The organism is Lachnoanaerobaculum sp. (assembly GCF_057250505.1).
The window spans coordinates 17,853-40,282 of record NZ_DBHIEQ010000020.1 but is presented as its reverse complement, the minus strand read 5'-3'; the positions used below and the strand labels follow the sequence as shown (position 1 = coordinate 40,282).

The following is a 22,430-nucleotide window of genomic DNA, read 5'->3' as shown; positions in this document are numbered from 1 at the left end:
GGTAAGACCTATACCCAGTTTACTTATAGTTTTCATATCAATGTCGGAAAGCATCACGCTTGAGTGCATCTGAAGTCCTTTTAACTTTGGAATGGCATGCAGAGCTTTTCTTGCATTTTCATCCGTTGCGGCGGATATGGAAAGTGCAATAAGTGCTTCATCTATATGAAGTCTTGGGTTGGATCCGCCAAGATAAGTGGTTTTCAACTCTTGAACAGGTGCTATAACGGTAGGTGAAATAAGCTTTATTTCATCGTCCACACCACTGAGAGCTTTAAGTACATTAAGGATAAGAGCGGCACTTGCACCGAGAAGTTCCGATGTCTTACCTGTAATAAGTTCACCGTTTTCAAGTTCCATTGCAGCTGCCGGAAGTTGAGTTGTCTCAGCCTTTAAAAGAGCGGCGGATACTACTCTTCTGTCGTCAAGGCTTGTCTTTGCCTGCTGCATGATAAGTTCAAGCTTATAAACTTCATCAGCTTTACACTCACCCTTGGCAAATCTGCAAAGCGAATTATAGTATCTTCTGATAATTTCCTGCTTGCTTGCTTCTCTGCATACCTCATCGTCTATAATACAGTTTCCCGCCATATTTACTCCCATATCTGTAGGTGATTTGTATGGGCACTCACCGAATATTCCCTCAAAGATAGCCATAAGTACAGGAAAAACTTCAATATCTCTGTTGTAATTGACTGTGGTTTTTCCATATGCTTCAAGGTGGAACGGGTCAATCATGTTCACATCATTTAAGTCGGCGGTTGCAGCCTCATATGCAAGGTTTACAGGATGTTTTAGCGGAAGATTCCATATTGGGAAGGTCTCAAATTTTGCATATCCCGCTTTAACTCCTCTTTTATTTTCATGGTAAAGCTGTGAAAGACAGGTTGCCATCTTTCCTGAACCCGGACCCGGAGCTGTAACTATTACAAGCGGTCTGGATGTGATTATGTAGTCATTTTTACCATAGCCTTCTTCACTTACTATATGTGATACATTGCTTGGATATCCGTCTATCAAATAAAGCCTGTAAACTTTTATACCGAGATTTTCAAGCCTTTCTTTAAATGTATCCGCACTCTTTTGTCCTGAATACTGTGTAATGCAAACACTTCCCACAAAGAGTCCTTTTCCGCGGAACGCGTCTATAAGCCTTAAAACGTCTACATCATAGGTGATACCGTGGTCCTCACGAATTTTATTCTTTTCTATATCAATTGCGGATATGGAAATAATAATTTCAGCTTGATCCTTCAGCTGAAGAAGCATTCTAAGCTTTGAGTCAGGCTCAAAACCCGGAAGTACTCTGGATGCGTGGTAATCATCAAAAAGCTTTCCGCCAAACTCAAGGTAGAGTTTGTCACCGAAACTTGCAATCCTTTCCTTGATATGCTCTGACTGTGTCTTCAAATACATTTGATTGTCAAAACCAACCTTCATAATATGCCTTCCTTTGTAAAACTGAACTATAAAAATCAAAGACCCATTATATCACTTTTTAATACAAGATAAAAGGGGAGAAAAGAGATTTTCTTATACTGTAAGTAATAAATTTTTATCTAATTTTTAAAGAATAAATCTAAAAACATATATATTTTTAATACGGCTAAAGTGATATACTAAGGCGACTAAGAAAGAAAGCAGGTTAGCATATGAAAAAGCAACTTTTAGTAATGGCAATCGGATTGGCAATTGTTTTGGGAGCATGTTCAAATAAGGCAAATAATGCGGACACGGCAGGTGAAAGTACTACTGTGGCTACAGACAATACAACTGTAGACAATACCGATACTACAGAAACAAGCATAGCTCTAAGTAAGGCAAAGATTCATCTTAAGTATTCAAACTTGGCGGACAATGAAACCAGAGACAGAGTAAAGAAGGCACTGGCAAATGCAGGTTTGAGTGAGGATAAGATAGATAAGTTTTTTGAGGCTGTAGACGAGTACAACAATGCTGTAGGAAGTAAAAATTTGGTACAGGAGATGACAAGTATTGAGGCGGCATTCCCTACATTTGATCAGGATAAACTGATAGATGCATGGCTTAATAATAATCAAGGCTTTGTAGGCAGAAACTGTAGGATAACATCATATTCTTTGATGGGAGATTTTATTAAGGTAGGAAATAAAACTCCGGGAGATACCACTATGTTATTCAATGATTTTGCCGCAATCGATGCAAAAAAGATATTTGAGGGTGAAGACAAAGAAAAGTTTGATACGATATTCTCATATATAGATGTAAACAACACACATGATACAAATGAACTTGCCGATGAGATAGTGAAGTCATGGAATGATAAGCAGATTTCATTTGACAATGACAAGATGCATATGATTTCCGTGTTTATGACTATGGATGATGGTAAGAATGCGGTTCAGGAGTTTATAGGACATACAGGAGTTTTGGTAAATGACGGTGATAAATATCTGTTTATTGAAAAACTTGCATTTGAACTACCGTATCAGGTAGAGGAGTTTGACAATCTACAGGATGTCAATGACTATTTGATGGGATACTATGACAATGACGCGGAGGGACTTACCGCAAAACCTATTATATTTGAAGACAATCATGTGATGAAAGAGTATAGAGTGTTAAAATAATACTTGCGTTTATTAAGTTATTTTGTTTAAATAATACTATGGTCAGAGGTTGGTTATACAGCTACTTGATATGCCTTGGGAAACTCGGTGTTATTAAGTGTTTTGACTGAAATATTATTATAGAGGTGTTTATGGCTGAGAGAGTAAATATATTAAAAACAGACTATGAAATGGACCGCACCGACTGGACACAGGTCGTGTCTGCTGTATTTGGAGGTATGCTTCGTGTACAGGATATGATCGAGATGTATGTAGCAAAGGGACAGGGCTGGAATGTGGACTTTGCCACACATAAAATAAAAATCGGCAACAGCACATATCCGATTCAATTTATCGGAAGTGAGTCTATACAGTCAAATGATTGGCTATGGGGCTGGGAGAATATAAACGGTTTTGATGACAGTCTGCTTGAGCTTGTGGATGAGGCAAGAGCTTTCGGAGAGAAAGTGGGTTTTGATGCTTTAACCGCTCCGAATTTGCCGCTTACACAGAGTGTCACAGGATATATTCTTTCTATGATTGCCTGCGGCATAAGCGATAAGAACTACGGATACTATCCATGTAAACATTCAGGCGGAGTTGCCTTTGTAGCACTGTATGATTTGCCTGAAAAGTTCTTTGCACCTGTAAATTCTACAGGATTTATCAGCAATATAATGAAGGCGATAAGTCTGTATGAGCTTGATCATAAGATATTGGTTGAAGGATTTTTGGCATGGAACGGTTGCGACTACCACCGGGAAGACAACAATATCTATGCGACTTTCGAAAATAAAGAACAGTTACTTATAAGATTTGAGAATATAGGTGACAAAAAGAGAATAAAGAATATTGACGGAATAACCCGATAAAAACAGGACCTCTTAAAAGAGGTCCTGTTTTTATAGGTGTTTTACGCTTTGCCTTCGAAGGAGCTGATAAGGCAGTTTGAATGCATTTCCGGTAAATGAAGGCGAAGCAAAATATTCAAGCAATATTTGAGCCGCCTTTATACCTGTATCAAATGTTGCGTGTCTTATAGTGGTAAGAGACGGTCTTATAGCAGTTGCAAGATTGCTGTCGTCAACACCTGTCACGGATATATGTTCAGGTACCTGTATGTTATTATCATACATAAAGTCTATAGCACCTACAGCTATATTGTCACAAGCACAGAGTACAGCTGTAGGAAGTATGGATGATTTTTCGTATATTTGATGCATACCTTCATATCCGTCGGCAATTGTAAAAGATTCCTGAAAGCTGATCAGATCTTGAGATGTATTCAGTGAGCACTCCCTGATGCCTTTCATATAGCCTTGATATCGTTTCTTTCCGGCGGATAAGTCATGTAACGGTCCGCCTATAAAGGCTATATTTCTATGCCCCATATTATAAAGAAAATGAACCATATCACAAATTGCCTGTTGATTGTCCATGTTTACAGAACTTATAGGTATTTTCAAGCTAAAGTCAGGGATATCTTGACAAACATATACTACAGGCTTGTTATTTCTGTGTATCCAGAGAAGATGCTCCTCAGGTATATGGACATTAGCCATTATGATTCCCTCAACCTGTTTATTCTTTAATACATCTAAAAAATGTATTTCTTTATCCAACTCACCGTTTGTTTCACATATTACCGTGTTGTATCCCAGAGGAGTCAGTACACTGTTTATACCTTGTAAAATTCTTCCAAATACATTATTTGATATATCAGGAAATAATACTCCGATTAGTTTATTTGATTTCTTTCTATCTTTTTTTTCAGAAGTTGTTGGAGAGTATCCAAGTTCCGCTATTACCTTCATTACTTTATTCCTGGTGGCGGGTGACACCGAACTACTCTGATTTATCACCCTGGAGATAGTTGAGATAGAAACACCGGCTGCCTTTGCAACATCATTTATATTTACCATATTCCCCCTTTTTGAAAATAAAATGAAAATCAAATCATAATGATGAAAAACTATGAAAACAATAGCATATTTGCATAGAAAATGCAAGAAAACATACACTTGCATAATCATTTATAAAAACTTTGGGGCATTTGCTAATATCATATTTTGTTTGAATAGTATAGTATATGAGCATAAATAAAGAAAAAATATGGAACGAGGTTGAATATGGGGCAGATTTTCTACAGACCGAAGGATGGTTGGGTAGGTGACACTATACCTTTTGCACATGACGGTAAATTTTACATATTTTATCTTCATGATGAGCGAAAAGGAAAAACACAGGATGAGTATGGTTACAGAACCAGTTGGAACCTTTTGATTACAGAGGATGGAGTAAATATAAAAGATTGCGGTATTGTACTGCCGGTAGGTGAATATGAAGACGCTGATTATGCTTGCTATACAGGCTCTGTAATAGAAGGAAATGATGGTAAGTTTCATATGTTTTATACGGCACAAAATAATTATAATCCTAAATATCATAGAGACGGTAGGCCTTTACAATATGTTGCTCATGCTGTCAGTGAAGATCTTATGCATTGGGAGAAGCTTCCGGAGCTTACTTTCGGTGCGGATGAGTCTATATATGAGCCTTTTGATTGGCGTGATCCGTATGTTTTTTTCAATGAAGAAGAAAAATGTTTTGATATGTTATTGGCGGCAAGGTTAAAAGGAGCAAGTGAAAAGAACGGAGGATGTGTCGGACTGTGTAGATCTTATGATTTGGTTAATTGGAAAGCAATGAGTCCGTTTTATAATCCTAAGTCTTATATGACACATGAATGTCCTGACTTATTTAAGATGGGGAATAAGTGGTATTTAATATATTCCACATTTTCAGAAAAATTTGTAACTCACTACAGAATGGCGGACAGTTTGAAAGGTCCATGGGTCGCACCGATAGAAGATACATTTGACGGAAGAGCTTTCTATGCTGCAAAGACTGCAAAGGCAGGAGAAAAAAGGGTAGCTTTTGCATGGGTTCCGACAAAACGTGGTGACAGTGATTTCGGACAATATGAGTGGGGTGGTGATTTTATTGCACATGAAATAAATCAAAAAGAAAACGGAAATTTATGTGTAAAACCGGTGTCCGGGATATTTAATGTATTTGGTAATGAAATGAAATCGGTGGATATTAATCCGATAGAAATACAAAATAATGAAGGAGAAGCGTTTTATGTAATTGGTGAGATGAATAGTACTTGTATGATAGAGGCTAAGATAGAGTATGACAGTAATACAAGGTCATTTGGTATAGGATTAAGACAAGATAACAGTTTTTCAAATGGTTACTATTTAAGATTTGAGCCGTTCTATAATAGGGTTGTTGCGGATATGTGGCCAAGGTGTATACAAGGAGTGAATCAGTGGTATGTAGACGGCGATAAGCCGTTTATGGTTGAACTTGAAAGACCTTTTGATTATAGAGGTTTAAAGACTAATAAAGTAGATGTAAGAATTATTGTGGATGATACAATACTTTGTCTTTATGTAAATGACATTATGGCTTTGACGATGAGAGCCTACAATAATGAAAGGCCTTTTTGGGGTTTTTTTGTAAATGACGGAAGTATAAAAGTATCGGATATTTGTATGTATCATATTTGTAAAGGGGAAAATTATGTATAGGAAAATAGGAGTAATAGGGCTTATAGTCAGCATGTTATTGATTGGTTGTGGAACAAAGTCACAAAGTACACAAGGCTCATCGCAAGCGGAAGGTAAAGACGGTGGAGTAAGAGAAATTCATTATTTTTCATCAAGATCTGCGTCAGATGATACGATAGTGACATTACAGGAAATTACCGATAAATATAATGAGCAAGGCGGAAATATTAAGCTTGTTATTGACAGTAATGCAGACAGAACATCATATGACCAAAAGCTTCGTACTATGATTGCCGGAGGACAGATGCCTGATATGTTTGACTTGGATGCAACACCATATGCCGCTGAGCTGGGAGAAAAAGGGATGCTGACAGATATGGATGCATTTTTAGATGAGATAGGTGAAAAGGACAGTTATATTCCTTTGGCACTTAATTACGGAAGGACTGCTGACGGTAAATTATATACTTTACCGCTTGAGCTTTCTACAGAGATGATTTGGTACAATGTCGATATGTTTAAAGATGCGGGAATTGAGGCTCCAAAGACATTGGATGAACTTTTGGAGGATTGTAAGGCATTAAATGATAAAGGATATACAGCTTTCGGAATAGGTGGAGGAGACGGTTGGCCGTTACTTCGTCTTCTTGCAACATATCCGTTCAGGATGACAGGTAATGACTTCTTAAATGACCTTTCCGCAGGGAAGGCAAAGATGTCTGATGAACCGGGAATGAAAGCGGCCGAGTTTATGTCTGATATCGGAAAATATTTCCAACCGGGATTTTCCACTACAGATGTGGCTACAGGTTTGAATCTGTTCTTAAGCGGGAAAAGTGCTATGTATCCTACAGGAACATGGGAATTAAATTATTTTACAGATAAAAACAGACCTAAAGGATTGAATGTGGATTATTTTTATATGCCGACAATAAAAGATGCAAAAACAAGTGCAAATGATTATTGGGCATTCGGCGGAATAGGATTATCTGTAAATCCTAAAGTTTTTGATGAACAGTATAAAGATTATTTAACATTTATAGTAAAAAATTATAGTCCTGCATATTTTGCACATGAACATCTTGCACCACAAAAAGTTGAAATGAGTGACAACAGTAAGTTTGATCCGCTTTTCTTAAAAATAATGGAAGATACAAACAATATAGGAACTACAGCCGCAAGACCTTGGGATGTTGTATTGAATGAGGATGTTATAGCAACGATTAATGATAATCTTCCGGGATTATGTATGGGTGAGGAAACACCTGATGAATTTGTAAAGGCTGTGGATGAAGCATTGGATGCAAATAAATAAAAGTATTTTAATTGGGGCAAGTCTTTGCCCCATATATTAAATTATTGGAGAATTGATTTATGAAAATTTTAAGAGATAAAAAAGCAATTGCTATTTTTTTATTGCCGGCTTTCATTGTGTATTCTCTTATCGTTATGACCCCTATAATAGTTTCAATTTATTATAGTTTACTGGATTGGAACGGTATTGGTAAAAAGACTTTTATAGGATTAAACAATTACATAAAACTTATCAGTGACAATGTTTTTAAACAGGCATTTGTTAATAATATACTTTACATTATTATTGTTATGGTATTACAGTTGGGATTTGGGTTTACCACTGCAGTATTATTAACATATTTGAAAAAGGGAAGAGGATTTATACAAACGGTATATTATATTCCGTCTGTAATAACGGTTATTGCAATATCACAATTATTTACCGGATTTTATTCATATGAGCCGATGGGTCTGTTTAATATATTTAGAAAGCTGTTAGGATTAAAGCCTATAGCATTTCTCAGTGAATACAAAACTGTATTATGGGCTGTAGCATCTGTGGAAGGATGGCAGTATATCGGAATTTACATGATTATTTTCTATTCCGCTCTTGTATCGGTTTCACCTGATATACTTGAGGCGGCAAGAATAGACGGAGCAAGTGAATTACAGATTTTATTTAATATAAGAATACCGGCAATTTCAAATGTAATTATGCTATCTTGTATACTCAGTTTGGTAGGAGCACTTAGAGGATTTGCAGCTCCAATGAATATGACAAAGGGTGGACCGAATCATAGATCTGAAATACTTGCAACATATATGTATAAAAAAGCTTTTACAAGTAGAGACTATGGATATGGAAGTGCAATAGCGGTTGTTATTGTCATACTTAGTATTATCGGTGTATTGCTGATAAGTAAATATATGGATAATGAAAGCGAGTAGGTAGATAGATGAAGAAAAATGTGAAGAAGACAGTATATTGGGCTGTTATGATTTTATTTTTAATAATCCAAGGTTATCCCATTGTCTGGTTGATCTTGGCAGGGTTTAGACCGAATATAGAACTGCTTACAGATCCGTTCAGTATTCCCAAAAGTCTTACATTAGAAAATTTTATTAAAATATTTACACAGAGTAATGTTGTGACATATATAAAGAACAGTGCGATAATATCTGTAATATCTTTAATATTTATAGTTGTAATAAGTTCTATGGCATCATTTGCTATAGCAAAAATGAAGTTTGCAGGAAGAAAAAAGATATATAGATATTTTCTTATAGGTTTAACAATTCCATATGCAGTTACGCTAATTCCGCTATTTACTATGTTTGCAAAAGTTGGACTTATAAATACAAGGATAAGCGTTATATTGCCGCTGCTTGCTTTTCAATTACCTGTGTCGATAATGCTATTTGTAAATTTTTATTCATTTATTCCTAATGAGATTATAGAGGCGGCGGTTATTGACGGAGCAAATATATATGGTATATATGCCAAAGTAATTATACCGTTGTCAATGAATACAATTATGACAGTGCTTGCAATGAATTTTATAACTGTATGGAATGACTATACATTCAGCCTTGTATTTATAAACAGTACTGAGTTGAAAACCATATCGATAGGATTAGCGGACTTTATAGGTCCAAGAGGTTTAAAAGACTGGGGAGCCACATATGCGGCAATTGCAACATCAATATTCCCTACTTTAATTATATATTTCGGATTAAATAAAAAGATGACTGCAGGCATGACATTGGGGGCAGTAAAATCATGAGTGATTGTGAATTTATCTTTCGACCGAAATATCATTTTTCATTAAATAAAGGCTGGATAAATGATCCGAACGGATTAGTTTGGTTTTGTGGTAAGTATCATCTTTATTTTCAATGTAATCCGTACAGTAATAATTGGGATAAGATGCATTGGGGTCATGCTGTAAGCGATGATTTGATACATTGGGAAGAGTGCAAGCCTGTTTTGGTTCCTGACAGAATATATGAAGATTATTCTAAAGGTGGATGTTTTTCAGGTTCTGTGGTAGTGTATGAAGATAAGATATATGCATTTTATACGGCTGTAACATTGGTGAATGGGGAAATTGCGCAAAGACAATGTATGGCATATTCTTTTGACGGCTATAATTTTATAAAATACGATAAAAATCCTATTATAGAATCTATAGGTATTGATTTTAGGGACCCTAAAGTTATACATCATGACGGTGAGTGGCAAATGGTTGTTGGCGGTTCTGACGGAAGTGCTTTGGATCGTGACAGTCATGGAAGAATATATTTATTTCATTCTGATGACTTGTATAACTGGAAATACGGTGGAATACTGTATGAAGCTAAAGATGGAGAAGGGACAATGTTTGAATGCCCTGATATCTTTGAATTAAATGGAAAATGGGTTATCACCGCTTCGCCTATGAATCGCACAGATTTTTTACCTACAATATATATGGTAGGAGATATAAATTTTACAAACTGTATATTTTGTCATGAATATACCGATACATTGGATTTTGGACCTCATTATTATGCATCACAAGTATACAAGGACAAATATAATCGTTATATTTCTATAGCTTGGATTGGCGGATGGGAATGGATGCCTTGGATAAAGGACCATGGACCGTCTTCTGAAGATGGCTATAGAGGAATTATGTCATATCCAAGGCTTGTGTATATTGAGAATGGAAGACTGAAGTTATCGCCATATAATAACGGTAACGATATAAAGGATAAATCAGATTATCCGAATAAGCTAAAGGTATCGGATAGATTGAAATCCAATTTATTTAACGAGTTAAAAGAGCATATTTATATAGATGGAGTTATCTCAAGAAGCAGAAGCAGTACAGATTTAAATATTTCAATATTTGATATGGAAGGACATAGAATTCTGATTACATTGGATTTTTTATTTGGAAATATTATTACAGATTATACTGAAGCAGACAGCTATATAAAGAACGGTCCAAGAATCTACAAGGCTGATATACAAGATGAATTGGATATAAAATTCACTGTTTTAAAAGATGGAAATGTTCTTGAGGTATACCTTTTGGATGGTAAATATGATTTTACGTCAATGATATATCCGGTACAGAATAAAGTTGGTATTTCTGTTAAGGTAAAAGATGCAGTTGTACGATATAGAGAGATAAATATTGAAGAATAATATGGTGCCAAGATTACTAAAACCATAAAAAGAAACAAGCTAATACAGCATATCAAAAAATGCTTATAGTTTGTTTCTTTTTATTTTTAGCCCACCTTTAGTTTTGTCTTGTAAACGTATTCATAAATTGATATAATTAACTCAAACAGACCAAGTCAATGATTCCAAGTCAATGATTTATAGTACGTGGTGTTATTCTAAATATAGTTAAGCGCATAATTATTTTATTCTAATCAGTTTCTTTAACATTTTTTTAAGGAGGGAGTATGGCGGAGAAAGACATAACACAAAAGATGCTTGAGCAGTACAATGATGTTTTTATGGACATAGTGAATGTATTGCTGTTTAATGGTGAGATGGTGGTAAGAGAGGATGATTTGATTGATTTGCCTACAAGCAGTTCAAAAAAGATAGGCGGAAAAATCAATTATCAAGACAGAGATGTAGCAAAGTATTGGCGGGGAAATAAGATAAATATTGCCATGTTCGGGATTGAGAATCAGACAGACCCTGACAAGCTTATGCCGCTAAGAGTTATAAGCTACGACGGTGCGGAGTATGGCAGGCAATCAAGCAGAAAAAACAAAGACAAGCCGAAATATCCGGTTATCACATTGGTATTGTACATGGGACATAAGGACAGGTGGAATTATCCGAAAAATATAATGGGTATAGTGGATGTGGATGAGAGATTAAAGCCATATATAAACGACTATAAAATTAATCTTTTTGAGATAGCTTATCTGACTGAGGAAAAGAGAAAGCTGTTTAAAAGTGATTTCAGGGTGGTGGTTGACTATCTGTATCAGGTTCGGAAAAATAATAAATATGAACCTGAGATGTATAAGATAGAACATATAGACGAAGTATTGAATCTGATGTCTGCAATGACAAGTGACAACAGGTTTGAGGAAGTGATAGAAGAAGTACATGAAAAGGAGGCAAAGTATATGTGTGAAGTTATTGATATTATGCTGAATAAGGGATGGCAGGAAGCTATAGACAACGGAATACAACAGGGAATGCAAAAGGGACTTGAAGAAGGAATGCAAATGGGACTGAAAGAAGGACGACAAGAGGGAGCCGAGAGTGAAAAGAAAAATATAGCGCAGGCTATGAAGGAAAAGGGCTTTGATACAGGATTGATTATGGAACTTACAGGATTATCAAAGGACAAGATTTCGGCACTGTAACCATCAGAAAAATTATATTTTAAAGTATAGCTGTCTCTAATATTTTTTATATATGAGCTACAGCTATATTTTTTTGTGTATATAAATAAAAAACGAAAATGACAAGATGAAAAGTCACTCAAATGTGCTATAATGTGCCTGTATAGCATTTTTTAAGTATGCGTATCATTATAAAAGTAGGTAAAAGATGGAGAAAGCGATAAAAGAAAAAGTAAAAGATATAGAGAAGTATATTTGTGAGAATTTCGATGAACTGGATATGGATGATCCGGTGGAAGAAGGGTACTTTTACGAGTATGAGAAGATAAGTGGAGCAAATGAGGATGAGTTTTACAATTTTGAAAAAGAATTTAATATAAAGCTTCCGAATGACTTTAAAGAACTGTACAGATACAAAAACGGAAGCGGATATTTTGAACTTATTCAGTCGGATGTTGACGGCAGAGATATGTCGTTTACATTGATGAGCATTGAAGAGATGAAAAGAATCAAAGGCTTTTTTCAAAATGTAGATGATTTACTTAGTAATTATCTTGCCGGAAAAGAACTTGAATCAAAAAAAGATTCAAGAATAAAACCTTATATTTTCAATAAATTGTGGTTTCCGTTTGCATCATACTGTGAATGTTGTTATCTGATGCTTGACTTTAATCCTGATAAGGACGGTAAGTTGGGACAGGTGATTTGCTATATACATGATCCGGATGAAGTGGTGTATGCGGCGGAAAGTGTGAAAAAGCTTATAGATGATGAACTGACTCTGCTTAAGGATATGTTTGATAAGCAGGATTAAACATGGGATATAAAAGAGGAGTAATATGAGAGAAGAACCGAAGCCCGGAGAGTTTTACAGGCATTTTAAGAATAAATTGTATCAGATAGTTGCAGTGGCCACACATTCCGAAACGAGGGAAAAGCTGGTAATATATCAGGCACTTTACGGTGAGTATGGAGTGTATGCCAGACCGCTTGATATGTTTATGAGTGAGGTGGATAAGGAAAAGTATCCTGATGTGAAACAGAAATATCGCTTTGAGAGAATAGAAGATATGTCAAAAGAATCAAAGTCGGATAAATCATCAGATTCTGAGGTAATTGAACAGGATAAGAAACTGAAAGAAGACAGTGTATCAAATGACAATATTTTAAAGACAGATAAGGATGCCGACTTCGGAAAGAGATATTTTATAGAATTTTTGGAGGAGGATGATTTAAGTACGAAAAAGGAAATACTTATAGCAAACAGAGAACTTATAAGTGAGAGAGAGCTGGATACAATTTATGAGATATACGGGCTTAAGCGCAGAAAAATAGACAGAGATTTGGATATAGCCGACCTTATAGGGTATTTTGATATGCAACAGCAATACGAGGGGAAGAGACTAAGGAAGTAAATGGCATTTGTAATAGAAGATGAGTTAAAGAAATTGCCGCGTCAGCCGGGCGTATATATTATGCACGATAAAAAAGATGATATTATATATGTAGGCAAGGCCATTTCATTAAGAAACAGAGTCAGACAGTACTTTCAATCAAGCAAGGATAAAAGTGCAAAGATAAAGCAAATGGTCTCAAAGATTGAGAGATTTGAATATATAGTTACAGACTCCGAGTTGGAAGCATTAGTACTTGAAAATAATCTCATAAAAGAGAACAGACCGAGATATAATACAATGCTTAGGGACGATAAGACCTATCCATATATCAAACTTACCGTTAAGGAAGATTATCCGAGGCTCTTGATGGTAAGACAGATTAAAAAAGATAAAAATAAATATTTCGGTCCTTTTTCAAGCGGTAATGCGGTAAGGGATACTATAAATCTTTTGAATAAAGTATATAAGTTACGAACCTGCAACAGAAATTTACCAAGGGATATAGGTGCACAGCGCCCATGTCTTGACTATTTTATACATCAATGTGATGCACCGTGCCAAAACTATATCTCAAAAGAGGAGTACAACAAGAATGTCTCCGAGGCACTGCATTTTCTAAGCGGAGATTTTGACCCTATTGTAAATAAGATAAGAAGTGAGATGGAAAGACTTTCATATGAACTTAAATTTGAAGAGGCTGCAAAACAAAGGGATTTGTTGAATTCGGTGCTTCATGTCACACAGAAGCAAAAAATAACATCTGACGATGCCAAGGATAGAGACATTATTGCCATGGCGAAGGATGACAGGGATGCTGTAGTACAGGTTTTCTTTATCCGTGAAGGTAAGATGGTAGGCAGAGAACATCATTATGTACAGGTGGCAATGGATGATGAAAAAGCTGATATATTGGAGAGCTTTATAAAACAATTCTATGCGGGAACACCCTTTGTACCAAGTCAGATAGTGTCACAGTATGATTTAAAAGACATTGAACTTATCTCGGAATGGCTTTCGTCTAAAAGGGGTTCAAAGGTTAATATCATTGTACCTAAGAAGGGCTCAAAGGAAAAACTTGTAGAACTTGCAGTGAAGAATGCCGAGATTGTACTGACTAAAGACAGAGAAAAGCTTCAAAGACAGGAAGCAAGAAGTACAGGAGCGGTAAAAGAAATTGAAGAACTTTTATCATTAAAAAATTTAAACAGAATGGAAGCCTATGATATTTCCAATATTTCAGGTGTTCAATCTGTAGGTTCTATGGTAGTATATGAGAACGGAATGCCGAAAAAAAGCGATTACAGAAAGTTTAAAATAAAGACGGTTATTGGACCTAATGACTACGCGTCAATGAAGGAAGTTTTAACCAGAAGATTTGAGCATGGAACCGATGAGTCAAGTACAGGATTCAATAAGTTGCCTGATATCATTTTGATGGACGGCGGCAGAGGTCAGGTAAATATCTGTCTACAGGTTTTAGAAGAGTTTAAACTTAATATTCCCGTTTGCGGAATGGTAAAAGATGACAACCACAGAACAAGAGGGTTGTATTATAATAATGTAGAAATACCTATAGATACACACTCACAGGGTTTTTTACTTATCACAAGAATACAGGATGAGGCGCACAGATTTGCAATAGAATACCACAGAAGTTTAAGGTCAAAGACGCAGGTGAGGTCTATACTTGATGATATAGAAGGAATAGGCAGTGTACGAAGAAGGGCTCTGATGAAGCATTTTAAGGATATTGAAAATATCAAGAATGCCACTGTGGAGGAGCTTATGAGTGTGGAAGGGATGAATAAAAAGGCGGCTGTTGCGGTAAATGAATTTTTTATAAAAGCTAAACAAAATGTCTGACTATAGGTTGACATTAAAAATAAAAAGGAGATTTTTATGTTAAGACATATCGTAATGTGGAAGTTTAATGAGGGGATAAATATCCCAAGAGTAGGCGAGGAAATAAAGACAAGCTTACTGGCACTGTGTGAAAAAATGGATGAAGTGGTAAGAGCCGACGTTGTATATAATACACTTCCTACAAGTACACATGATATGATACTTTCAATGGATGTATTGGATAAGGCGGCTTTACAAAAATATGCAACCTCAAGAGAGCATGTAGAAATTGCGGATACTTTGATAAAACCGAATACAAACTCAAGAGTAGCCATTGACTATATGGTATAAATAAGATTTAAAGAGACTTATATGCATAAATTTATGTATATAAGTTTTTTTGTATTTAAAAATATGCAACAATCCCTGTATTTATAGGCCCTCTCACATTTGCTATTTAAAAAAATCATGTTATAATGTCTTTTGTATACAGTGATAAGGAATTATCAATGTTGGTAGTAGTGTTGTTTGCCATAATGATTCTTTACTAAAATTGAAAAGTATATCATTGGCGGATTAGCTTAGTAATGAAGGAGAAAGTATGGGGAAAAAGGGTTTTATATTTTTACCCGGTGGATTCAATAGTGTAATTGAAGAATTATCAAAAAAGTATCGTATATATGCACCTGTGCTCAAAGAAAAGGAAGGCAGATTTACAGATACTGATGTTGTTCGATATGATTTTGTAAATGAAGTGGCGGACATTGAGCTTGAGAAGAAGTCCGATTATTCATTTAAGGAGATTTTAACTCCGCTTTCACAGACATTATTTTTCTTTACGGAAAATGATGTGAAGGAAGCAAAAGTAGACGAGAGAGAGGTATTGGTATTCTTAAGAAGCTGCGATTTGAATGCATTAAAAAGACTTGATCAAATCTATCTTAAAAACGGTAGAGAAGAAGACTATTTCTATGCTCGTATCAGAGATAAGGTGAAGTTTGTACTTATGGGATGTGCTCATTCGTATGAGGACTGTTTCTGTGTGGATATGGGTACAAACAGAGCTGATGACCTTGATTTCAGTTTTTCGGTTGACTATATTGACAACAAGTTCAGATGTCAGCTTAAGGATGAGACTCTCAGTTCAATATTTGAAAACAATGCACTTAAAGAAGAAGATGTTACACCGATGTTTGTAACAGAGAATGAGACAAGAGTTAAGTTGCCGGGAGAGGTACCTCTTTCGATATTTACATCCGATATGTGGGATGAATATACCGCCAGATGCATAGGCTGCGGAAGATGTAATTATGTATGTCCTACCTGTACCTGTTATACAATGCAGGATGTATATTATACGGATAACGGTAAAGTCGGTGAGAGAAGAAGAGTCAATGCTTCATGTATGGTAGACGGATATACCAATGTGGCAGGCGGCGGAGAATACAGAAAGAAACACGGAGACCGTATGAGATTTAAGACTATGCATAAGATCTACGACTTTAGAAAGCGTTTCGGCTACAATATGTGTGTAGGTTGCGGAAGATGTGATACTGTGTGCCCTGAGTATATTTCATTCTCAAATATTATTAACAAAGTAACAGCTAAGGTAGAGGAGGTGCAAAATGAGAACTAATCCTTATATTCCATTTCCGTCAAAAATTTTAGATGTTATTAAACATACAAAGAAAGAATACACATTCAGAATGGAATTTCACGGTGATGTAAAACCGGGACAGTTCTTTGAGGTTTCGATACCTAAGTTCGGTGAGGCTCCTATTTCCGTAAGCGGAATTACAAAAAACAGTGTTGATTTGACTATACGTAAAGTGGGTAGGGTTACAGACGAGGTTTTTGAAAATTATGTCGGAGATACATTATTCCTTCGCGGACCTTACGGTAACGGATTTGATGTAGATAAATATACGTACGGTGAGTGTGTTGTGGTAGCAGGAGGTACAGGTGTTTCTCCTGTTCGCGGTGTTATAAACGCTCTTGTTGCAAGTAAGGACTCTAAAGATAAGCATGTAATACTGGGATTTAGAAGCCCTTCGGATATGCTCTTTAAAGATGATATTGCAGACTGGGAAAATAAAATTGACCTTATTTTGACAATGGATAAAGAGGCGGAAGGCTATACCGGAAATGTCGGACTTGTAACCAAGTTTATTCCTGAACTTAAGCTGAAGAATATTGAAACTGCACAGGCTGTAGTGGTAGGACCGCCTCCAATGATGAAGTTTTCGGTAATAGAACTTTTAAAGCTTGGATTTAAAGAGGAGAACATCTGGGTTTCTTATGAGAGAAAGATGTGCTGCGGTATCGGAAAATGCGGACATTGTAAGGTAAATGATACTTATATATGTCTTGACGGACCGGTATTTAACTATGTTGACAGTAAGGCTTTGATTGATTAGAGAGGTGAATAATGGATATAAATGTAAAAAAACTAAAGAAAAACGCCTTTCGTGTATCTAAAGTGCGTGGTGAGACAGCATCAAGAATAAGAATGCCGGGCGGTTACATAGATGCCGAAAGTATGAAAAGGATATCTGAGATTGCCGATAAGTACGGAAACGGAAGTATATTTATAACAAATCGTCAAGGTGTTGAGATTCCGGGCATTAAGATTACAGATATGGATGCCGTAAACAAGGAAATTCAGCTGATTATCGACCATGAGGGTACAAATCAGGAAAAGAGAGATACAGGTTATGCCGCATCGGGAACCAGAAATGTGGTTGCCTGTCCGGGAAAGAGACTTTGTCCTTACGGTAACTATGACACTACAGAGTTTGCAAGAAAAATGGAGAAGCAGATTTTCCCTAATAACCTACATTTTAAAGTAGCTTTTACAGGTTGTTCAAACGATTGTGCCAAGGTTCGTATGAATGACTTCGGTATTATGGGAATGACTGAGCCGCAGTATGATCCTGACAGATGTGTAACTTGTGAGGCGTGTGTAAAGGGATGTAAGCAAAAGAGCGTAGAGGCGCTGAGAGTCGTTAACGGAAAGATTGAAAGAAATACCGAAAAATGTATAGGATGCGGTGTATGTATTACTGTATGTCCTACCAGAGCATGGACAAGAAGTAAGGAAAAATACTACAGACTTGTTTTACTTGGAAGAACAGGAAAGAAGAATCCGAGACTTGCAGAGGACTTTATCAAATGGGTTGATGAGGACAGTATTTTAAAGATTGTAAAGAACGCTTATGCCTATGTTGAGAGATATATCGACACAAACGCTCCTGACGGTAAGGAACATGTCGGATACATCGTTGACAGAACAGGTTTTGAAGAGTTCTATAAGTGGATTATGGAAGGTGTAACTTTAGGACCTAAGGCGGAAGTTGCAAAAACTATGTACTGGGGCGGAAAACATTACGACCACGAATAGAATTTTTGTTTAAAAACAAAAACAAACCTCATTGTATGCAGAATAGTACACAAAATACAACGTTTATCGTTTGCATTTATTTTTTAAATTGGTATAATGAGAAACGAAGAAATAATTATATATTATTTATTATAAACAATTACTTAGTAGGAGGAATAAAATGGCTAAGAGACAAATGAAGACCATGGATGGTAATCAGGCAGCCGCTCATGCATCATATGCTTATACTGATGTTGCTGCAATTTATCCGATAACACCATCATCTGTCATGGCGGAGCACACCGACGAGTGGGCAACAGACGGTAGAAAGAATATTTTCGGCCACACTGTTCAAGTAACAGAAATGCAATCAGAGGCAGGTGCTGCAGGTGCAGTTCATGGTTCTCTTTCAGCTGGAGCTTTGACAACAACATATACAGCTTCACAGGGCCTTCTTCTTATGATCCCAAATATCTATAAGATGGCAGGAGAGCAGCTCCCGGGAGTTATCAATGTTTCCGCTCGTGCTATTGCAACGCATGCACTTAGTATCTTTGGAGATCATTCAGATGTTTACGCTTGTCGTCAGACAGGTGCCGCAATGCTTTGTTCATCATCAGTTCAGGAAGTTATGGACTTAACACCTGTTGCTCATCTTTCAGCAATAAAGGGAAAAGTTCCGTTTATCAACTTCTTTGACGGTTTCAGAACATCACACGAGATTCAGAAAATTGAAACTTGGGATTACGCAGATCTTAAGGATATGGCTGATATGGATGCAATCAATGCTTTCAGAAAGAATGCACTTAATCCGAATCATCCTGTAGAGAGAGGATCGGCACAGAACCCTGATATCTTCTTCCAGGTAAGAGAAGCAAGCAATCCTTATTATGATGCATTACCTGCAATTGTTCAGGACTATATGGATAAGGTTAATGCTAAGATCGGTACAGATTATAAATTATTTAACTACTATGGCGCTGCTGATGCAGAGACAATCATCATCGCTATGGGTTCAGTTAACGATACAATAGAAGAGACAATTGATTACCTTCTTAAGCAGGGTGAGAAAGTCGGAGTTGTTAAGGTAAGACTTTACAGACCTTTCAATGCACAGGCACTTGTTGATGCTATTCCTGACAGCGTTAAGAGAATTCAGGTTCTTGACAGAACAAAGGAGCCGGGATCACTTGGTGAGCCGCTTTGGCTTGATGTTGTTGCAGCACTTAAGGGAACAAAGTTTGATGCTGTTCCTGTATTCAGCGGTCGTTACGGCCTTGGATCAAAGGATACAACACCTGCTCAGATAGTTGCAACATTCCATAACACAGAGAAGAAGAGATTCACAATCGGTATCAACGATGATGTTACACATCTTTCACTTGAGCAGGGTCCTGCACTTGTTACAACACCTGAGGGAACTACGAACTGTAAGTTCTGGGGTCTCGGTGCCGACGGTACTGTAGGTGCAAACAAGAACTCTATCAAGATTATCGGTGACAACACAGATATGTATGCACAGGCATATTTTGACTATGACTCAAAGAAGTCGGGCGGTGTTACAATGAGCCACTTGCGTTTCGGTAAGAAGCCTATCAAGTCAACATATCTTATCCATAAGGCTAACTTTGTAGCATGTCACAATCCTGCATATATCAGAAAGTACAACATGGTACAGGAGCTTGTTGACGGAGGTACATTCCTTCTTAACTGTACATGGTCTGATGCTGAGCTTGAGGAGCATATCCCGGGACAAGTTAAGAAGTATATCCATGATCACAAGATCAACTTCTATACAATCGATGGTGTAAAGATCGGTATTGCTACAGGTATGGGACCTACAAGAATCAACACAATTCTTCAGTCTGCATTCTTTAAGCTTTCAGCTATCATTCCTGAGGAGCAGGCAATTGACCTCATGAAGAAGGCAGCTGAGAAGACTTACGGAAGAAAAGGTGAGGATGTAGTTAAGAAGAACTGGGCAGCTATCGAAGAAGGTGCTAAGAATGTTCATAAGGTTGAAGTTCCTGCAAGCTGGGCTGATGCTAAGGATGAGGGACTTGATTATCCTGTACATACAGAGGGTAGAGAGGATGCAATTAAGTTTGCAAACAATATCCAGACAGCTGTAAGTGCACAAGAGGGTAACAACCTTCCTGTATCTGCATTTAAAGATTATGTTGACGGTACAACACCTGTAGGTACATCAGCATATGAGAAGCGTGGTATTGCTGTAAATATGCCTATCTGGAACAGTGATAACTGTATTCAGTGCGGTTTCTGTTCATATGTATGTCCTCATGCAGTTATCAGAACAGTTGCTCTTACAGAGGATGAGACAAATAATGCACCTGAGGGTATGAGCGTACTTCCTATGACAGGTATGCCGAACTACAAGTTCACTGTAGCAGTATCGGCACTTGACTGTACAGGTTGCGGTTCTTGTGCTAATGTATGTCCGGGTAAGAAGGGTGAGAAGGCTCTTACAATGCAGAGTATGCCTGAGAATGTTGAGCGTCAGAAGTGGTTTGACTATGCAACAGCTACACCTGAGAAGCCTGAGGTTATTGCTAAGTTTAAAGAGACAACAGTTAAGGGTTCACAGTACAAGAAGCCTTTACTTGAGTTCTCAGGAGCTTGTGCAGGTTGTGGTGAGACACCTTATGCGAGACTTATCACACAGCTCTTCGGTGAGAGAATGTACATTTCAAATGCTACAGGTTGTTCATCAATATGGGGTAACTCTTCACCTTCAACACCTTACACAGTAAACGCTAAGGGACAGGGTCCTGCTTGGTCAAACTCATTATTTGAGGATAATGCTGAGTTCGGTTACGGTATGTTCCTTGCTAATGAGGCACTTAGAAACGGTCTTAAGACAAAGGTAGAGGCAATTGCCGAGAACGGTTCAGAAGAACTTAAGGCAGCAGCTAAGGAATACCTTGATACATTCACTGTAGGTGCATTAAACGGTACAGCAACAGATAATCTTGTAGCTGAACTTGAGAAGTTAAATACAGCTGAAGCTAAGGAAATCTTAGACAACAAGGAATTCTTATCAAAGAAGAGTCAGTGGATCTTCGGTGGTGACGGTTGGGCTTACGATATCGGTTTCGGAGGTCTTGACCATGTAATTGCCAGCGGTAAGGATGTAAACATCATGGTATTCGATACAGAGGTTTACTCAAATACAGGTGGACAGAGTTCAAAGGCAACAAAGACAGGTGCTGTAGCACAGTTCGCTGCCGGCGGTAAGGATACAAAGAAGAAGGATCTTGCAAGTATTGCAATGAGTTACGGTTATGTATATGTAGCACAGATAGCTATGGGTGCTGATTACAACCAGACTGTTAAGGCATTGGCTGAGGCAGAGGCTTATCCTGGTCCTTCACTTATCATCGCTTATGCTCCATGTATCAACCACGGTATCAAGAAGGGTATGAGCAAGGCTATGACAGAGGAGAAGCTGGCAGTTGAGTCAGGTTACTGGAACAACTTCAGATTCAATCCTGCTGCAGAGAACAAGTTCACTCTTGATTCAAAGACACCTACAGGTGACTACCAAGAGTTCCTTAAGGGTGAGGTTCGTTACGCATCTCTTGCACTCAAGGATCCTGAGAGAGCAGCTAAACTCTTCGAGAAGAATGAGGAAGATGCTAAGGAAAGATTTACGTACCTTGAGAAGCTTGTAACTCTTTATTCAAAATAAGATAAATTAAGATTTTTATATAAAGTAACAGATAAGATCTGTTAAGTGTACAAACGGAAGCCGCTTAGGCGGTCAAAGGGAGTCGGTGCTTTTAGTACCGGCTCTTTTTGTTTTAAAATGTTTTATTTACTTGTTATAATTGTGAACTTGGGATAAAATAGAAGTATAAAGTTAGACTGGGAGACAATATGTATAAAGATAATGAAATATGGGTGGCAAGCGACGGCGAGACCAAATTATGTATAAAGACAAATTTTGCAAACAGACACGGACTTATAG

The 22,430-nt window shown here is 37.1% G+C and carries 18 protein-coding genes; 16 read left to right on the top strand and 2 right to left on the bottom strand.

Translation table 11 applies throughout. The features are described 5' to 3' along the window. Nucleotides 1-1,440 (bottom strand): DUF1846 domain-containing protein (locus ACO6FI_RS09255; RefSeq protein ID WP_485457085.1); only part of this gene is annotated, 1,440 nt, incomplete at its 3' end. A 212-nt stretch (nt 1,441-1,652) separates the two neighbouring features. Here ACO6FI_RS09255 and ACO6FI_RS09250 point away from each other — a divergent pair. Then, nucleotides 1,653-2,609: a DUF4300 family protein gene (locus tag ACO6FI_RS09250; protein WP_485457084.1), complete on the top strand. Its 957-nt coding sequence runs from the start codon at nt 1,653-1,655 to the stop codon at nt 2,607-2,609. Between the two features lie 131 nt (nt 2,610-2,740). After that, entirely contained in the window at nt 2,741-3,460 is a 720-nt protein-coding gene (locus ACO6FI_RS09245) for a DUF6882 domain-containing protein (protein WP_485457083.1), read from the top strand. A gap of 30 nt (nt 3,461-3,490) precedes the next feature. Here ACO6FI_RS09245 and ACO6FI_RS09240 read toward each other — a convergent pair whose 3' ends face one another. Continuing rightward, nucleotides 3,491-4,510, bottom strand: coding sequence for a LacI family DNA-binding transcriptional regulator (locus tag ACO6FI_RS09240; protein WP_485457082.1), 1,020 nt, complete (start codon nt 4,508-4,510; stop codon nt 3,491-3,493). A 207-nt stretch (nt 4,511-4,717) separates the two neighbouring features. Between ACO6FI_RS09240 and ACO6FI_RS09235 the strand changes: the two genes are divergently transcribed. The 14 genes from ACO6FI_RS09235 to nifJ all read left to right on the top strand — a co-directional run bounded on the left by ACO6FI_RS09235 (nt 4,718) and on the right by nifJ (nt 22,151). Next, nucleotides 4,718-6,184 (top strand): GH32 C-terminal domain-containing protein, encoded by a 1,467-nt coding sequence (locus ACO6FI_RS09235; protein WP_485457081.1) that lies wholly within the window; start codon nt 4,718-4,720, stop codon nt 6,182-6,184. Then, a complete protein-coding gene (locus ACO6FI_RS09230; protein WP_485457080.1) occupies nt 6,177-7,478 on the top strand; it encodes an ABC transporter substrate-binding protein in 1,302 nt (433 codons plus the stop codon). Before ACO6FI_RS09235 ends, ACO6FI_RS09230 begins: the two co-directional genes overlap by 8 nt. Before the next feature lie 59 nt (nt 7,479-7,537). After that, complete coding sequence (locus tag ACO6FI_RS09225) at nt 7,538-8,407, top strand: carbohydrate ABC transporter permease (RefSeq protein ID WP_485457079.1); 870 nt, start codon at nt 7,538-7,540, stop codon at nt 8,405-8,407. 8 nt (nt 8,408-8,415) lie between these two features. Beyond that, nucleotides 8,416-9,243, top strand: coding sequence for a carbohydrate ABC transporter permease (locus tag ACO6FI_RS09220; RefSeq protein ID WP_485457078.1), 828 nt, complete (start codon nt 8,416-8,418; stop codon nt 9,241-9,243). Beyond that, nucleotides 9,240-10,652, top strand: coding sequence for a glycoside hydrolase family 32 protein (locus tag ACO6FI_RS09215; protein WP_485457077.1), 1,413 nt, complete (start codon nt 9,240-9,242; stop codon nt 10,650-10,652). Before ACO6FI_RS09220 ends, ACO6FI_RS09215 begins: the two co-directional genes overlap by 4 nt. Before the next feature lie 266 nt (nt 10,653-10,918). Continuing rightward, nucleotides 10,919-11,845: an Rpn family recombination-promoting nuclease/putative transposase gene (locus ACO6FI_RS09210; protein WP_485457076.1), complete on the top strand. Its 927-nt coding sequence runs from the start codon at nt 10,919-10,921 to the stop codon at nt 11,843-11,845. Between the two features lie 187 nt (nt 11,846-12,032). Next, nucleotides 12,033-12,638, top strand: coding sequence for an SMI1/KNR4 family protein (locus ACO6FI_RS09205; RefSeq protein ID WP_485457075.1), 606 nt, complete (start codon nt 12,033-12,035; stop codon nt 12,636-12,638). A 25-nt stretch (nt 12,639-12,663) separates the two neighbouring features. Then, a complete protein-coding gene (locus ACO6FI_RS09200; RefSeq protein ID WP_485457074.1) occupies nt 12,664-13,239 on the top strand; it encodes a DUF1653 domain-containing protein in 576 nt (191 codons plus the stop codon). Next, entirely contained in the window at nt 13,240-15,084 is a 1,845-nt protein-coding gene (gene uvrC, locus ACO6FI_RS09195; RefSeq protein ID WP_485457073.1) for an excinuclease ABC subunit UvrC, read from the top strand. 36 nt (nt 15,085-15,120) lie between these two features. Next, the gene (locus ACO6FI_RS09190) at nt 15,121-15,414 is read left to right on the top strand and encodes a Dabb family protein (protein WP_124951888.1); all 294 of its coding nucleotides are present in this window, start codon (nt 15,121-15,123) and stop codon (nt 15,412-15,414) included. Nucleotides 15,415-15,664: 250 nt separating this feature from the next. Next, nucleotides 15,665-16,699, top strand: coding sequence for an anaerobic sulfite reductase subunit AsrA (asrA, locus tag ACO6FI_RS09185; protein WP_485457072.1), 1,035 nt, complete (start codon nt 15,665-15,667; stop codon nt 16,697-16,699). Then, on the top strand, nt 16,689-17,480 hold the full coding sequence (asrB, locus tag ACO6FI_RS09180) for an anaerobic sulfite reductase subunit AsrB (protein ID WP_485457071.1): 792 nt from the start codon (nt 16,689-16,691) through the stop codon (nt 17,478-17,480). The genes asrA and asrB overlap by 11 nt, the downstream gene beginning before the upstream one ends. An 11-nt stretch (nt 17,481-17,491) precedes the next feature. Continuing rightward, on the top strand, nt 17,492-18,463 hold the full coding sequence (asrC, locus tag ACO6FI_RS09175; protein WP_448947782.1) for a sulfite reductase subunit C: 972 nt from the start codon (nt 17,492-17,494) through the stop codon (nt 18,461-18,463). A gap of 160 nt (nt 18,464-18,623) precedes the next feature. Next, nucleotides 18,624-22,151, top strand: coding sequence for a pyruvate:ferredoxin (flavodoxin) oxidoreductase (nifJ, locus tag ACO6FI_RS09170; protein WP_485457070.1), 3,528 nt, complete (start codon nt 18,624-18,626; stop codon nt 22,149-22,151). The last annotated feature ends 279 nt before the right edge of the window (nt 22,152-22,430 follow it).

Coding starts and splice junctions, on each gene's coding strand:
- ACO6FI_RS09190 (WP_124951888.1), top strand. CDS start 15,121: ATGTTAAGACATATCGTAATGTGGAAGTTTAATGAGGGGATAAATATC.
- ACO6FI_RS09215 (WP_485457077.1), top strand. CDS start 9,240: ATGAGTGATTGTGAATTTATCTTTCGACCGAAATATCATTTTTCATTA.
- ACO6FI_RS09205 (WP_485457075.1), top strand. CDS start 12,033: ATGGAGAAAGCGATAAAAGAAAAAGTAAAAGATATAGAGAAGTATATT.
- asrA (WP_485457072.1), top strand. CDS start 15,665: ATGGGGAAAAAGGGTTTTATATTTTTACCCGGTGGATTCAATAGTGTA.
- ACO6FI_RS09240 (WP_485457082.1), bottom strand. CDS start 4,510: ATGGTAAATATAAATGATGTTGCAAAGGCAGCCGGTGTTTCTATCTCA.
- ACO6FI_RS09230 (WP_485457080.1), top strand. CDS start 6,177: ATGTATAGGAAAATAGGAGTAATAGGGCTTATAGTCAGCATGTTATTG.
- ACO6FI_RS09250 (WP_485457084.1), top strand. CDS start 1,653: ATGAAAAAGCAACTTTTAGTAATGGCAATCGGATTGGCAATTGTTTTG.
- ACO6FI_RS09245 (WP_485457083.1), top strand. CDS start 2,741: ATGGCTGAGAGAGTAAATATATTAAAAACAGACTATGAAATGGACCGC.
- asrB (WP_485457071.1), top strand. CDS start 16,689: ATGAGAACTAATCCTTATATTCCATTTCCGTCAAAAATTTTAGATGTT.
- asrC (WP_448947782.1), top strand. CDS start 17,492: ATGGATATAAATGTAAAAAAACTAAAGAAAAACGCCTTTCGTGTATCT.
- ACO6FI_RS09210 (WP_485457076.1), top strand. CDS start 10,919: ATGGCGGAGAAAGACATAACACAAAAGATGCTTGAGCAGTACAATGAT.
- ACO6FI_RS09235 (WP_485457081.1), top strand. CDS start 4,718: ATGGGGCAGATTTTCTACAGACCGAAGGATGGTTGGGTAGGTGACACT.
- ACO6FI_RS09220 (WP_485457078.1), top strand. CDS start 8,416: ATGAAGAAAAATGTGAAGAAGACAGTATATTGGGCTGTTATGATTTTA.
- nifJ (WP_485457070.1), top strand. CDS start 18,624: ATGGCTAAGAGACAAATGAAGACCATGGATGGTAATCAGGCAGCCGCT.
- ACO6FI_RS09225 (WP_485457079.1), top strand. CDS start 7,538: ATGAAAATTTTAAGAGATAAAAAAGCAATTGCTATTTTTTTATTGCCG.
- uvrC (WP_485457073.1), top strand. CDS start 13,240: ATGGCATTTGTAATAGAAGATGAGTTAAAGAAATTGCCGCGTCAGCCG.
- ACO6FI_RS09200 (WP_485457074.1), top strand. CDS start 12,664: ATGAGAGAAGAACCGAAGCCCGGAGAGTTTTACAGGCATTTTAAGAAT.